A 13,023-nucleotide genomic window follows, 5' to 3' on the forward strand; every position below is an offset into this window, starting at 1 on the left:
GTGAGCATGAGCCAGGCGGCGCAGAATCTGAACTGGTTGATCACCAACTTCGTGGACAACACCCCCGGGGTGTCGCACACGGTGGTGGTCTCCGCCGACGGACTCCTGCTGGCGATGTCCGAGGGCTTCCCTCGTGACCGCGCCGACCAGCTGGCGGCCGTCGCCTCCGGACTGACCTCGCTGACCGCGGGCGCGTCCCGGATCTTCGAGGGTGGTGCGGTCAACCAGACGGTGGTGGAGATGGAGCGCGGCTTCCTCTTCATCATGTCGATCTCGGACGGCTCCTCGCTGGCCGTGCTCGCCCACCCGGAGGCCGACATCGGCCTCGTGGGCTACGAGATGGCCCTGCTCGTGGACCGCGCGGGCACCGTTCTGACCCCCGACCTCCGGGCGGAACTTCAGGGAAGTCTTCTCAACTAACAGACGGACAGTGCGTTTCGTGCCACCGCCCCGTAGGGTGCGGTGGCGCGGTTCAAGGGACATGGACCGCGAGGCAGTCGGAGGAGGAGACGTGGGTACACCCCCGGGCGCGAGCCCCTACAACGGATATGACGCGCATCAGGCGCCACTGGGCGACAGCGCGCAGAACCGGTTCAACTTTCCCTCCGCCCCGAGCAGACAGGGCGTGTCGCAGCCCTACACGCAGCCTCAGGTCCCCTCGGCCGCGGGTTCGCCGGCCGCCTCGCGCGGTGCGTCCGCCGCGGGCGGCTCCGGCGGGCACAACCCGCTGGTGCGTCCGTACGCGATGACCGGCGGCCGGACCCGGCCGCGCTACCAGCTCGCCATCGAGGCGCTGGTCAGTACGACGGCCGATCCGGCCCGGCTGCAGGGGCAGTTGCCCGAGCACCAGCGGATCTGCCGGCTCTGCTTCGAGATCAAGTCGGTCGCGGAGATCTCGGCACTTCTCTCCATTCCCCTCGGCGTCGCCCGAATCCTCGTGGCCGACCTGGCCGAGGCCGGACTCGTCGCCATCCACCAGCCCGGCGGCGACGAGGCCGCCGGCGGTCAGCCAGACGTGACACTGCTCGAAAGGGTGCTCAGTGGACTTCGCAAGCTCTAGCGGCGGCGCGGCCCGTTCAACCACCAGCGCGAAGATCGTGGTGGCGGGCGGCTTCGGCGTGGGCAAGACCACGTTCGTCGGCGCCGTCTCGGAGATCAACCCGCTGCGTACCGAAGCCGTCATGACGTCCGCCTCCGCGGGCATCGACGACCTCACCCACACCGGCGACAAGACGACGACGACCGTCGCCATGGACTTCGGCCGCATCACCCTCGACCAGGACCTGATCCTGTACCTGTTCGGCACCCCCGGACAGGACCGCTTCTGGTTCATGTGGGACGACCTGGTCCGCGGCGCCATCGGCGCCGTCGTCCTCGTCGACACCCGCCGCCTCGCCGACTGCTTCCCCGCCGTCGACTACTTCGAGAACTCGGGCCTCCCCTTCGTCATCGCCCTCAACGGCTTCGACGGAAACCAGCCCTACCAGCCCGAGGAGGTCCGCGAGGCCCTCCAGATCGGCCCCGACACCCCCATCATCACCACCGACGCCCGCCACCGCGCCGACGCCAAGAGCGCCCTCATCACTTTGGTGGAGCACGCTCTGATGGCCCGCCTGCGGTAGTCCCTGACGGGTTGGACGTGACGAAGGCCCCGCACCCGGGAAGGTGCGGGGCCTTCGTGCCGCCGCGTCCGGGGAGACGCGGAAGGGCCCCGCACCGATCGGTGCGGGGCCCTTGCGTGCGGCGGTGGCGTCAGCGCCAGCTGTGCGGGGCGCGGAAGCCGTGCTCGCGCTCCAGGCGGCGCCAGCCGGCCGTGGTGCGGCCGTGGGTGGCGGTCTCGGTGGGCTGGGAGGCCGCGCGGGCGAGCAGGACCGCCGTGATGGCGGCGAGCTCCTCCGGCTCGGCGGTGCCCTTCTCGACGCGGAGAAGGTTGGCAGGGCTGGTCACGTGGATGACTCCTCTTACTGAGGCGGGTTGCCGTGCTTGCGGGACGGCAGGTCGGCGTGCTTGGTGCGGAGCATCGCGAGGGACCTGATGAGCACCTGGCGGGTGTCGGCGGGGTCGATGACGTCGTCGACCAGGCCTCGCTCCGCCGCGTAGTACGGGTGCATCAGCTCGGCCTTGTACTCCTTGACCATGCGGGCCCGCATGGCCTCGGGGTCCTCGGCCTCCGCGATCTGCTTGCGGAAGATGACGTTGGCGGCGCCCTCGGCGCCCATGACCGCGATTTCGTTGGTGGGCCAGGCGTACGTCAGGTCGGCGCCGATGGACTGGGAGTCCATCACGATGTAGGCGCCGCCGTAGGCCTTGCGCAGGATCAGGGAGATCCGGGGCACGGTCGCGTTGCAGTACGCGTACAACAGCTTCGCGCCGTGCCTGATGATTCCACCGTGCTCCTGGTCGACGCCCGGCAGGAAGCCGGGTACGTCCAGAAGGGTGATGATCGGGATGTTGAAGGCGTCGCACATCTGGACGAAGCGCGCGGCCTTCTCGGAGGCCTCGATGTCGAGGACGCCGGCCAGCGACTGGGGCTGGTTGGCGACGATGCCGACGACCTGGCCGTCGAGCCGGGCCAGGGCGCAGATGATGTTGCGGGCCCAGCGCTCGTGGACCTCCAGGTAGTCGCCGTCGTCGACGAGCTCCTCGATGACCTTGTGCATGTCGTACGGGCGGTTGCCGTCGGCGGGCACGAGGTCGAGGAGGACGTCGGAGCGGCGGTCCGCCGGGTCCTCGGAGGCGACGGTCGGCGGGTTCTCGCGGTTGTTCTGCGGGAGCATCGACAGGAGGTAGCGGACCTCGGCGATGCAGGTCTCCTCGTCGTCGTACGCGAAGTGCGCGACGCCCGAGGTCTCGGCGTGCACGTCGGCGCCGCCGAGGCCGTTCTGGGTGATCTCCTCGCCGGTGACCGCCTTGACGACGTCCGGACCGGTGATGAACATCTGCGAGGTCTCGCGGACCATGAAGACGAAGTCCGTGAGCGCCGGGCTGTAGGCCGCGCCGCCGGCGCAGGGGCCGAGCATCACGGAGATCTGCGGGATGACACCCGAGGCCCTGGTGTTGCGCTGGAAGATGCCGCCGTAGCCGGCGAGCGCGGAGACGCCCTCCTGGATGCGGGCGCCGGCGCCGTCGTTCAGGGAGACCAGCGGGGCACCGGCCGCGATGGCCATGTCCATGATCTTGTGGATCTTGGTGGCGTGGGCCTCGCCCAGCGCGCCGCCGAAGATCCGGAAGTCGTGCGCGTAGACGAAGACCGTACGGCCCTCGACCGTGCCCCAGCCGGTGATGACACCGTCGGTGTAGGGCTTCTTGGCCTCCAGGCCGAAGCCCTGGGCGCGGTGCCGGCGGAGCTGCTCGACCTCGTTGAAGGAACCCGGGTCGAGGAGCAGCTCGATGCGCTCGCGCGCGGTCAGCTTGCCCTTCGCGTGCTGCGCCTCGGTCGCACGGTCACTCGGGCCACGCAGCGCCTGCTCGCGCAGGACGTGCAGCTCGGCCACGCGGCCACGGGCGTCGGCGGGCTCGCTCGGGATCTGGTCCACAACGGTCATGTGTCGACCCTACGAAGTCACACAAGAAAACCCCGCCGTCGACTCCGTACAGTCTCGCGTGTCGAATCCTGGTGGGGCTGGACAGAACCCTCGCCCGTCCAGCCCGAGTCAACAGCCAGGCACCCCCCGTGTTTGTGGGGTCTCGACATAGACCTAGACGAGAACCTCGCAACCATGGGTCGCACCGCCGGTACCGGGGGTGATCCGCAGCCGCAGCGCGGACCCGGTGGCGAGGACCTCCACCGAGGGATCGTGGCGGACCACCCGGCGGACGGGACGGTTCCACACCAGCTCCAGCGGCTGCCCCGTGCGGAGCGGCTCGGAGACCCTCAGGTCGAGGAGGGAGCGGCGGCGGCGGACGAGGACGCTCCCCGGCGCGGTGAGGGTGAGGGCTCCCACCGTACCGGCCTGCCAGAGGTTCGCCGCGGTCAGTCCGAGGGACGGGACGGCGATCGCCTGGCGCTCGGCGGTGTTGTCGAGAACGTGCAGCCAGCCGGGGTCGGCGGCGCGCGCGGCGAGCGTCCGCCGGGAGGCGCCCGGCATCAGGAGGTACGCGTAGGAGGCGGCCACCGGGTCGGTGCCGTGGTCCAGCCAGAGGGTCTGGTAGCGGCGGGTGCGGCGCTCGGTGGAGCTGGTGGTGTTGATGTCGCTCCAGGCGCCGGTGCGGTCCTCGCGCAGGGTGCGGAGGTTCCCCGTCCCGTCCGGGAACACCCAGCCGCCGTGGCCCTCCAGGTGGGCCCAGCCGGCGCCGGTGGTGAGGGTCTGGGTGCCCGCCTCCCCCAGGAGGCGGTTGTCGACGACCGTCTCGACGGGCACGCCGTCGGCCGCGGTGATCCCCGCGCCGAGGCAGACGACCGCGTCCGCCGCGCAGAACCAGGACTTGCGGGCCTCCAGGGTGGAGCCGAGGCCCTTGAGGTGCTGGCCGACGGCCGCGTACTCGCCGTCGGTGGCCCCGCCGACCCAGCGGACGGCCGGCTTGGGCGCGCCCCATTCGCCGCCCGCCCGGTCGGCGAGGCGCTTGGTGGAGACGGTGGTGCCGGGGAGGCGGTACGGGTCGACGGTGGGCCAGAACCAGTCGGTGTACTGGTCGCCGAGGTCCGGGGTCCACCAGGAGAGCATTCCGGCGCCGGTGTGCCAGCCGCGCGGGTTCTCGCCGTTGCCGCACTCGTAGTACGTGATCCGGTTCGAGGCCATGGAGATGTTCGCGGCCCAGCCGGGGCGGCGGTGCACGGCCCGGTCCATGGCGGCGAAGAGCCGGTGTCCCGTGGGTTCCGGGGCGGCGGCGACGGGGGAAGCGGCCACGGCGTGCAGCCGGGCCAGGTCGGCGACGCCGAACTGGCGGGCGGCGAGGATCGGGGAGACGGTGTCGCGCTCGATCCACCCCTTCACGCGCGCGTGCCACCGCTCCCGCTCGGCGGCGGACGCGCCGCCCGCGAGGAGGGCGACGGCGGCGATGACGCCCTGGCCGTGGAAGTGGTCGGAGCGCATGATCCGCCGGTCGTCGTTCTTGAGGTAGCCGCGGCTGACGGCGCGCCCGTTGACGCTGTCCATCATCAGGCCGTCGTAGATGAAGGGGGCGTAGGCCTTCTCGACGCTGTCGAGGACGATCTGCCGGTTCGGGTCGGTGACGGCCCAGGTGGAGCCGGCGAGGAGCGAGAAGAGCCGGCCGAGGCCGTCGAGCATCACCTGCCCGTAGGTGCCGGAGTAGGCGACCCAGGTGTGCTGGACGAAGGAGCCGTCGGCGTAGAGGCCGTCGCCCTGGGTGACGTACGGGAAGACGGGCGAGAGGGCGTCCCGGGCGAGGGCGATCTTGGCGGGGTTCGCGCCGAGGACCCCGCGCAGGGCGACCGAGCGGCAGAGGTCGACGCGGTTGGCTCCGGTGGAGGTGCCGGAGTAGTCCAGGAGCACCGCGTCGGGCACGAAGTGGTCGACGGCGGCGCAGGCGGCGGCGACGCGCTCGGCGCCGAGCCGGGGGTGGAGCGCGGCGACGACGTCCATGAGGAGGCGGGGCGAACCGATCTGCCACTCCCACCAGTTGCCGTAGCGCGGGGCGCCCGCCCGGTAGACCGTGGCGGAGAGGTGGTCGAGGCCGCGCAGCACGTCGGCGAGCAGGGTCTCGTCGCCGGTGAGGCCGGTGCCGGGCTGTGCGTACGCCTGGGTCATGGTCCACAGGCGGCTGTAGCTCTGGGTGATGCCGGCCGGGGGGTCGAAGGGGGCGTCGGGCCAGAGCGAGGCGGGGGTGGCGGCCATGCTCGCGCGGAAGGCGCGCGCGAGCGTGCCCGTCTCGGCCAGTCGGCCGGCGTAGGGCTCGGCCCCGGCGTCGAAGCCGGAGCCGAGCTGGAGGTCGAGCCAGCGGAGCCGCAGCGCCTCGAACTCGTCCCCTGGTTCCGCCGCGTGGGCGGAGGGGGCGAGTGCGAGGACGGTCGCGGCGGCGGCCGTGGTGCTCAGGAAGGTGCGGCGGGACCAGAGGGGCAGGGACACGGGAGCCTCCCGGGGGAAGTGGTGGAGACCGGTCGGCGCCCGGTGTAACACCCTGTTCCCGACGCAATCAATGAGCACGGCAAGCGCTTACTGTCTCGTGGCTCCGTCAGCTCCCGCAGTGGAAGCGGGCGTTCCCCCAGTCCGCGTGGTCGTTGCCGTTTCCGTCGCCGCCGTCGCCGACCACCAGGTCGACGTAGGCGGCGCCGGTGATGTCGGCGGTGAGCGGCCAGGCGGGGTCCGCGGCCTTGAGTACCGGGGACGTCACCTTCTCGGCGCCGTCCGCGAGCACGCTGAACCGGACGCTGCCCCGGCTGGTCTGGACGTCGTCCACCCCGACCTCGGCGGTGAGCGAGGTGCACCGGCCCCCGAGGTAGTAGCGGACCGTGGCGGGGGCGTGGCTGCCCAGGCCCTTCGCGTAGGTCACTCCGCCGATCCGCAGCGGGGAGCCGTCGCCGGTGCCGGTCTCGCCGTTGGAGAGGTCCCGTTCGACGGGTCCCCAGCCGTTGGCGGCCGAGGTCCAGTCGAGGTCGCTCGCCCAGCTGTCGGCGGTGGGCGGCGGGGGCAGGGTGCGGACGGTGGTGGCGGCGCCGAGCTTCCGCTCCCCTCCCCCGATCCCGTACGTCACGGTGGCACCCAGCGGGTACGGGCGGTAGGCCGCGTCCACCGGCGGTGTCACCTGCCAGGTGGCCGTGGCCTTCGCGCCCGGGGCGACCGTGCCGAGGGCGACGGGGGCCGCGGGTTCGGCGGTCCAGCCCTCGGGGAGGGCGAGGACGGCCTGGGCGCCGGTGACCTCGCCGGCCTCGTCGTTGCCGAAGGTGGCCGTGACCCGGTTCGGGCGGCCGGGCTCCAGGGTCTCGGGCGCGGTGACGGTGAGGGTGCCGCAGGCGGCGCGCTCGGCGGCCGGGCCGAGGTCGGTGACGGTGAAGCCGTCGAGGACGAAGTCGGCCCCGTCCGGGGCGTCCCCGCGCTTGCGCAGACCGGTCCAGGTGTCACCACAGCCGGCGGTGACGGTCTCGGCGAAGTGCCCGGTGGCCCGCTGCTGCCCGATCGGGGTGCGCCGGGTCTCGACGGCCCCGGTGCCGTTCGCGCGGTCGTAGCCGGTGACCCACTCGTACGCGCCCGCGTGGCTTGACTGGTAGGCGTACTCGACGCGGTAGCTGTGGCCGTCCTTCATCGGGACCGTCCAGGGCGCGGTCCGGTAGACGAGTCCGCTGTTCTCGTCGTGCGACTTGAGGCTCTCGGCGCCGCCGACGACGTCGTCGACCAGCTTTCCGTTCCAGCCTGCCTGGGTGTACGGGGCGTGCAGCTGGGCGATGTGGGTGCGCGGGTCGGTGGTGCCGCCCGCGTCGCCCTTGAGGAAGGGGCCCCAGCCCTGGTCGACGGCCTCGAAGTCCTCGTACGCGACGGTTCCCGCCTTCGTCGCCGGGTCGTTCGCGACGATCCGCACGTCGTCGATCCGGACGGTCGCCGGGCTGCCGCCCGCGGCCTGGATCCGCAGCGGGACGGAGCCGGAGGGGGGCGCGGTGAAGGTGACCTTGGCGCGCTGGAGGCGGGTGCCGTTCCAGTCGGAGGCGGCGACCCGGTCCTCCAGGGCGGAGCGCTCGACGGTGACGGAGGCGCCGCCGGCGGAGAGGATGGTGGGGCGGCTCTTTCCGGGCTCGACCTCGACGAGGGCGGAGGCGGTGTACCGCTCGCCTGGGGTGAGGCCGGTGATCCGCTGGTGGACCGAGGCGGGGGCGGTGCCGCTGAGCTTCGCGCTGTTGCGGCCCTGGTCGTCGGTGTCGCGGGCGACGGTGCCGGCCCTGGTCCAGGCGCGGAGCTTCGCGTCGTTGAAGCCGGGGTCCTTCACCGGGGTGCCCTGGCCCCACCGCGGGGCGGTCTGCGCGGGGGCGCTGTCCGGGTAGAGGACGTAGGGCTGTCCGGTGGTGGCGTCGAGGGTGATCCGTCCGCCGGAGGGCCGCACGGTGCCGGTCCTCACGCGGCCGTTGTCGGTGAGCTTGTACACGGTGTACGCGCGCGTGCCGGCCGGCACGGCCCAGCTGGTCGTCCCACCGGTCCTGTTGTAGTGGTAGAGCTTCTTGCCGCCGTCCCAGGGGAGCAGGTAGTTCTCTCCGTCGAGGACCTTGCGGCCGTTCTCGTAGAAGGTGCGGCGGCCGTTCTCGACGGTTCCGCGGACGCCGCCGGTGAAGGTGATGTCGTCGCCGTTCCAGCGGGTGATCTTCTGCTGCTGGAGGTACTTGGCGGGCAGGTTGCGCTGCCAGATGTTGGCGGAGAAGGCGTTCCAGTCGGTCTCGCCGGTCCAGCCCTCGAAGTCGACCAGGGCGGTCTGGCCGAGGACCGGGTGGTTGTTCCAGACGTCCTTCTCGCCGTTGCGGATGAAGCGGATGATCTGCGAGTTGAGGCCCTTGTTGGTGGCGCCGCCGTAGTCGAGGTCGTTGGCCCAGTGGGACCAGAGGGAGGCCCTCTCGAACTTCTCGGACCACTCGGTGGCGACGTTCCAGCCCTGTGCCTGGACGGCCTGCACGGTCTTGTCGGCGATCCAGCCGTGCGTGTAGTAGACGTCGATGTACAGGGTCGACAGGTTGGGGTCGGTCTCGTCGCGCAGCTGCCGGAAGCGGCGGGCGAGGTCGCCGCTGTTCACGTCCCGGCGCTGGTCGATGTAGTAGCTCTGGTTGAGCCAGTTCCAGCCGGGCTTGGTCTTGTCGACGAGGGTCTCGCTGAAGTTCTTCGCCTCCGGGTACGACTCGGTGGCGTTCACGTGGACGCCGAAGCCCGCCCCCCACTTCCTGCCTTCGCGGAGCAGGGTGTTGAGGTCGGCGAGGCCGCCGGCCCGCTTGTTGTAGTTGCCGCCGTAGTCGGGGTGGGCGGAGTCGTGGCCTTCGGAGCCGTATCCCTTGAGCAGCGCGAACTGGCCGAGTCCGTCGGTGGAGAGCGAGATCCGCTTGACGTCGTCCAGGGTGCGCAGGAAGGGGTGGGTGGCCTGGGAGGCGAAGTTGAACGGGATGTGGGCGACGACCCGGCGGGGGGTCTGGTCGCTGCCGGGGGCCTTGATCCCGATGGTGCGGAAGGCGACGGCGCCGTCCTGCCAGTCGGTGGTGCCGTCGGCGTTGGCGTCGGGGGTGACGACGACCTTCGCCCAGGGCAGGTCCTCACCGGTCTCGGGCCGCGGGGCTCCCTCGCCCCGGTAGGTCCACTGGCCGGACCAGACGCCGACGCGGGTCTCCGTGCCGTTCGTGCGGGCCTGGTGCCAGAAGCGGGCGCCGTCGCGGGCGGAGGCGCCGGAGGGCTTGTCGTAGCTGGAGTTGGACTCGACGGCCGCGGCGAGCTGCCCGGTGTTGACGATCGCGTAGCTCGCGCCGACCGGGTTCGCCTCGGCCGCGGTGGCCTCGGTGACCCGCGCGAAGACGTCCGCCGTGCGGGTGGAGTCCGGGTCGAGCCGGGTGAAGGCGGTCGCGGCGCCGGTGTCGGAGGAGCCGACGGAGACCAGGTCGTGGCCGGGGACGTCGATCGTGCCGACGCGGAAGGTCTCGGTGTCGCGGACGGCGGTGACCTTGAAGGTGGTGGTCCGGCCGTCGACGCTCAGCCGGGCGTCGATCTCGACGCCGGGCAGGTCGGGGAAGACGAGGGTGTACGCGGCGGAGCGGGCGGTCAGGACGGGGGCGCCCTTGGCCTGGACGGCGTGGGCGGTGCCGTTGAGCACGACCCGCGTGACCGGGGCCGTACTCCCGAGGAGGCGCGCGCCGCTCGCGCGGTCGGTGTACGAGAGGACGCGGGGGAAGTCCTCGGCGACGGTGACCGAGAGCTGGTCGGAGGCGAGGACGGGCCCGGCGGCCGTGACCGTGGCGGGGGTGGGGCCGGGGGCTTCGGCGAGGGCGGGCCCGGACAGGGCGCAGACCGTGGCCGATGCGGCCGCGAGGGCGCAGGCCGCGCGGAGTCTGGAGGAGAGGGGGAGGGACATGCGGACCAGTCAGCCGCGCCCCGGCGGCACCGTCAACGAGATCGCGCCGCGCGGGCCCCTCCAGTCCAAGAACCCCCTTCGGTTAGTCCAAGTGACCTCCGAAGGGGGCGTCTTGGCCGCGGTTCGGGTCAGCAGCCGCCGCAGTTGTAGAAGGTCACGTCCCAGTGGTTGCCCTCGTCGGCGTAGACGTTGCCCGCGCCGGACCGCCACTGCGGGGCTCCGTCACCGCGCAGACCGATGTAGGTGAAGGTGTTCTTCACGTAGTTGGTGACGCAGGTGGCCTTGCCGAAGTCGAGCTTGTAGCCGTTCCAGTGCGAGTAGGTGCCGCTCGCGTGCCCGGTCTCGGTGCCGCCGGTGATGTTGAGGGCGCAGCCGCTGGCGCTCTTGAGGGTCTGGGCGCCCTGGGCGGTGGCGAGGTTGAGCTGCTCGAAGGACGTGCACGTGGAGTTGTTGCGGTCCGAGCAGCCGCCGGAGGAGGACCAGGTGATCCCGGAGGAGCGGAACATCGAGGTCGCGGTGGCGTGGCTGATCTTGGTGACCGCGTGGGCGTCGGTGGCGGTGGAGAGGGCGCCGAATCCGGGGGCGAACAGGGCGCCCAGGACGAGGGCGGCCGCGGTGAGGACGGAGCGGAGCTTCACGGGGGTTTCCTCCTGCTGGTGACCGTGACGGGTGGGGACGGCTGTGCAGGTGGTGCTCGTCGCGCAGGGGAGATGGTGCCGTAGTTCTACGCGCGTCCGCCAGAGGGCGTCGGTGTCGGTGTGACGCCGTTCGGATGAACAGCTTCCATAGATGTTGAATGTTGAACGGAATAGGGTTACAGTCGTTCTCGTTGAAGGTTCAACAAACACCGACAAGGAGCACGTCATGGGTCTCTTCGGCCGCAAGAACACCGAGTCCGCCGTCGCCACCGCCACCCTGCCCGTCGACCCGGCACTGGCCGCCCTGACCGGCGACTACACCATCGACCCGGCGCACAGCAGCATCGGCTTCACCGTCCGTCACGCCATGGTGACCAACGTCCGCGGCACGTTCGCCGAGCACGAGGGCGCACTGAAGCTGGACGGCGCGAACCCGGGCGCCTCCACCGCCTCGATCGACGTCAAGATCGCCTCCATCGACACCGGCATCGGCGACCGCGACGGCCACCTGCGCAGCGGCGACTTCTTCGACGCCGACCAGTTCCCGCTGATGTCCTTCCGCTCCACGACCGCCGAGCAGCTGGGCGGCGACAAGTACCGGATCACGGGCGACCTGACGATCAAGGACGTCACCAAGCCGCTCGCCATCGACCTGGAGTTCAACGGCACCGCGACCGACGTCTACGGCAACGAGCGCGTCGGCTTCGAGGGCTCCGCCGAGATCCTGCGCTCCGCGTGGGGCCTGACCTGGAACGCGGCCCTGGAGACCGGCGGCGTCATGGTCAGCGACAAGGTCAAGCTGAACTTCGACATCTCCGCGATCAAGAACGCCGCCTGACCCCTCCGGAACGCCCGGGTCCTTGCCGACCCCCGGACACACGAGCGCGCCCGCCCTCCGCAGCAGCGGAAGGCGGGCGCTCGGCGTTTCCCGGGATCCGGGCGTCGGCCGCGCTTCTCGGCGGCGGCACGGAAGGCGAGGGCGGTCTTCGCGCCCTCGGCGAGCCGGAGGGGCGCGACGGAGCCGCGCCGATCACGGTCTCGCCTCACCGGGCACCGCGACCGCGCAGGTCAGACGGCCTTCGCCGCCGCCTCGACGACCGCCTGGACCAGCCGGTCGTTCTCGGGGGCGCCCGGGCCGGCCAGGAAGCCGAAGCGGCGGCGGGCGTAGCTGTAGGCGAGGCCGGTGGCCGGGTCGGCGAAGGCCTGCGAGCCGGGAGCGCCGCTGTGCCCGATCGCGGTGGGACTCAGGGACGGGTAGCGGGTGGCGAGCGGGACGAAGCCGAGGCCGAAGGCGCTCTCCGAGCCCGTGACGAGGTCGGTCCCCTCCGAATGGATCCGGGCGAACTCGGCCAGGGTGCCGGGGGCGAGGAGCGGGGGGCGGCCGTCGAGCTCGCCGGCGATCGCCGCGTACATCCGGGAGAGGCCGCGGGCGGTGCCGATGCCGCCGCCGGAGAGCGGCGCCTGGGCGCGGACGGCCCGGGAGTTGGCGTATGCGACGTCGTCGAACGGCGGATCGGCGTGGAGGTTGAACGCGATCGCCATGAGGCTGTCCGGTGCGATCGGGTTCTCGGCGAGGAAGGCCCGCTGGGCCGGGGTGGGCAGGAGCGGGAGTGCCGTACGGAAGCGGGCTTCGAGCTCCTCGGGCAGGCCGAGGTGGTAGTCGAGGGCGTACGGGGCGCGGACCCGCTCCTCGTACAGCTCCTGGGCCGTGCGGCCGGTGGCCCGCAGCACCACCTCGCCGACGAGGGCGCCGATGACCGTGCCGTGGTAGCCGTGGGCGGTGTCCGGCTCCCAGAAGGGGCGCTGCCCTGCGAGGCGCGCGGCGATGAGACGGTCGTCGGCGATCTCCTCGGGCGAGAGGCCGCCGTCGGCGCCGATCACTCCGGCCCGGTGGGACAGCACCTGCCGCAGGGTGATCTTCCCCTTGCCCTCCGCGGCGAACTCGGGCCACCAGGAGGCGACCTCGCGGTCCAGGTCGAGGACGCCGTCCTGGACGAGGAGGGCGACGACCAGGGCCATGGCGCCCTTGGAGGAGGAGTAGAGCCCGAGCAGGGAGTCTCCGTCGACGCCGTCACCGCCCCAGAGGTCGACGACGAGCCGGCCGCGGTGGTGAACGGCGAGCTGCGCTCCGCCGTCCCGCGCCTCGTTCGCGGCGACCCCCGCGAACACCTCCCGCACGATCTCGAATCCGGGCTCCACCGTGCCGTGGACATCGGTCATGACGCTGCTCCCCCTGTGTGCCGCCCTCGCTGTCGAACACCAGAACGATCAAGGGCGTGATTCTCTTCCCGTCCACGGGAGTTCGGCGCGCCGCCTCGGGGCCGAGCGGGGGCCGGCTCGCGCCCGGACACCCGAAACCGCTGGTCAACCGCTCTGTCAGTGGCGGCCGCTAGCGTCGCCT

General features: G+C 71.9%; 10 protein-coding genes. 4 read left to right on the forward strand and 6 right to left on the reverse strand.

Translation table 11 applies throughout. The features are described from left to right. Window positions 1–6: 6 nt before the first annotated feature. The 3 genes from ABTY59_RS23075 (at window position 7) to ABTY59_RS23085 (ending at window position 1,622) form a co-directional block, all read left to right on the forward strand. Window positions 7–420, forward strand: coding sequence for a roadblock/LC7 domain-containing protein (locus ABTY59_RS23075; protein WP_026057603.1), 414 nt, complete (start codon window positions 7–9; stop codon window positions 418–420). Window positions 421–511: 91 nt separating this feature from the next. After that, a complete protein-coding gene (locus ABTY59_RS23080) occupies window positions 512–1,060 on the forward strand; it encodes a DUF742 domain-containing protein (protein WP_352020886.1) in 549 nt (182 codons plus the stop codon). After that, the gene (locus ABTY59_RS23085) at window positions 1,041–1,622 is read left to right on the forward strand and encodes a GTP-binding protein (RefSeq protein WP_015036414.1); all 582 of its coding nucleotides are present in this window, start codon (window positions 1,041–1,043) and stop codon (window positions 1,620–1,622) included. The genes ABTY59_RS23080 and ABTY59_RS23085 overlap by 20 nt, the downstream gene beginning before the upstream one ends. Window positions 1,623–1,752: 130 nt before the next feature. On the opposite strand, the gene ABTY59_RS23090 is transcribed toward ABTY59_RS23085, so the two are convergent. The 5 genes from ABTY59_RS23090 to ABTY59_RS23110 all read right to left on the reverse strand — a co-directional run bounded on the left by ABTY59_RS23090 (window position 1,753) and on the right by ABTY59_RS23110 (window position 10,622). Continuing rightward, the gene (locus ABTY59_RS23090; protein WP_352020887.1) at window positions 1,753–1,947 is read right to left on the reverse strand and encodes an acyl-CoA carboxylase subunit epsilon; all 195 of its coding nucleotides are present in this window, start codon (window positions 1,945–1,947) and stop codon (window positions 1,753–1,755) included. A 14-nt stretch (window positions 1,948–1,961) separates the two neighbouring features. Further along, window positions 1,962–3,545 (reverse strand): acyl-CoA carboxylase subunit beta, encoded by a 1,584-nt coding sequence (locus tag ABTY59_RS23095; RefSeq protein WP_352020888.1) that lies wholly within the window; start codon window positions 3,543–3,545, stop codon window positions 1,962–1,964. A 153-nt stretch (window positions 3,546–3,698) separates the two neighbouring features. Continuing rightward, window positions 3,699–6,020: a polysaccharide lyase 8 family protein gene (locus ABTY59_RS23100; RefSeq protein ID WP_352020944.1), complete on the reverse strand. Its 2,322-nt coding sequence runs from the start codon at window positions 6,018–6,020 to the stop codon at window positions 3,699–3,701. Window positions 6,021–6,132: 112 nt separating this feature from the next. Beyond that, on the reverse strand, window positions 6,133–9,984 hold the full coding sequence (locus ABTY59_RS23105; RefSeq protein WP_352020889.1) for an endo-alpha-N-acetylgalactosaminidase family protein: 3,852 nt from the start codon (window positions 9,982–9,984) through the stop codon (window positions 6,133–6,135). Between the two features lie 128 nt (window positions 9,985–10,112). Continuing rightward, the gene (locus ABTY59_RS23110) at window positions 10,113–10,622 is read right to left on the reverse strand and encodes a hypothetical protein (protein WP_352020890.1); all 510 of its coding nucleotides are present in this window, start codon (window positions 10,620–10,622) and stop codon (window positions 10,113–10,115) included. Between the two features lie 226 nt (window positions 10,623–10,848). Between ABTY59_RS23110 and ABTY59_RS23115 the strand changes: the two genes are divergently transcribed. Continuing rightward, window positions 10,849–11,460 carry a YceI family protein gene (locus ABTY59_RS23115; RefSeq protein WP_352020891.1) on the forward strand — a complete coding sequence of 204 codons (612 nt, stop codon included), beginning with the start codon at window positions 10,849–10,851 and terminating at the stop codon, window positions 11,458–11,460. Between the two features lie 230 nt (window positions 11,461–11,690). Here ABTY59_RS23115 and ABTY59_RS23120 read toward each other — a convergent pair whose 3' ends face one another. After that, complete coding sequence (locus ABTY59_RS23120; protein WP_352020892.1) at window positions 11,691–12,842, reverse strand: serine hydrolase domain-containing protein; 1,152 nt, start codon at window positions 12,840–12,842, stop codon at window positions 11,691–11,693. Between the last annotated feature and the right edge of the window lie 181 nt (window positions 12,843–13,023).

The sequence above is a fragment of the Streptomyces sp. NPDC096079 genome, assembly GCF_040303145.1.
Classification (GTDB): Bacteria; Actinomycetota; Actinomycetes; order Streptomycetales; family Streptomycetaceae; genus Streptomyces.

Bases quoted from the DNA above. Each gene is read 5' to 3' on its own strand.
- ABTY59_RS23075 (WP_026057603.1), top strand. From the start codon at position 7: ATGAGCCAGGCGGCGCAGAATCTGAACTGGTTGATCACCAACTTCGTG.
- ABTY59_RS23120 (WP_352020892.1), bottom strand. From the start codon at position 12,842: ATGACCGATGTCCACGGCACGGTGGAGCCCGGATTCGAGATCGTGCGG.
- ABTY59_RS23115 (WP_352020891.1), top strand. From the start codon at position 10,849: ATGGGTCTCTTCGGCCGCAAGAACACCGAGTCCGCCGTCGCCACCGCC.
- ABTY59_RS23105 (WP_352020889.1), bottom strand. From the start codon at position 9,984: ATGTCCCTCCCCCTCTCCTCCAGACTCCGCGCGGCCTGCGCCCTCGCG.
- ABTY59_RS23095 (WP_352020888.1), bottom strand. From the start codon at position 3,545: ATGACCGTTGTGGACCAGATCCCGAGCGAGCCCGCCGACGCCCGTGGC.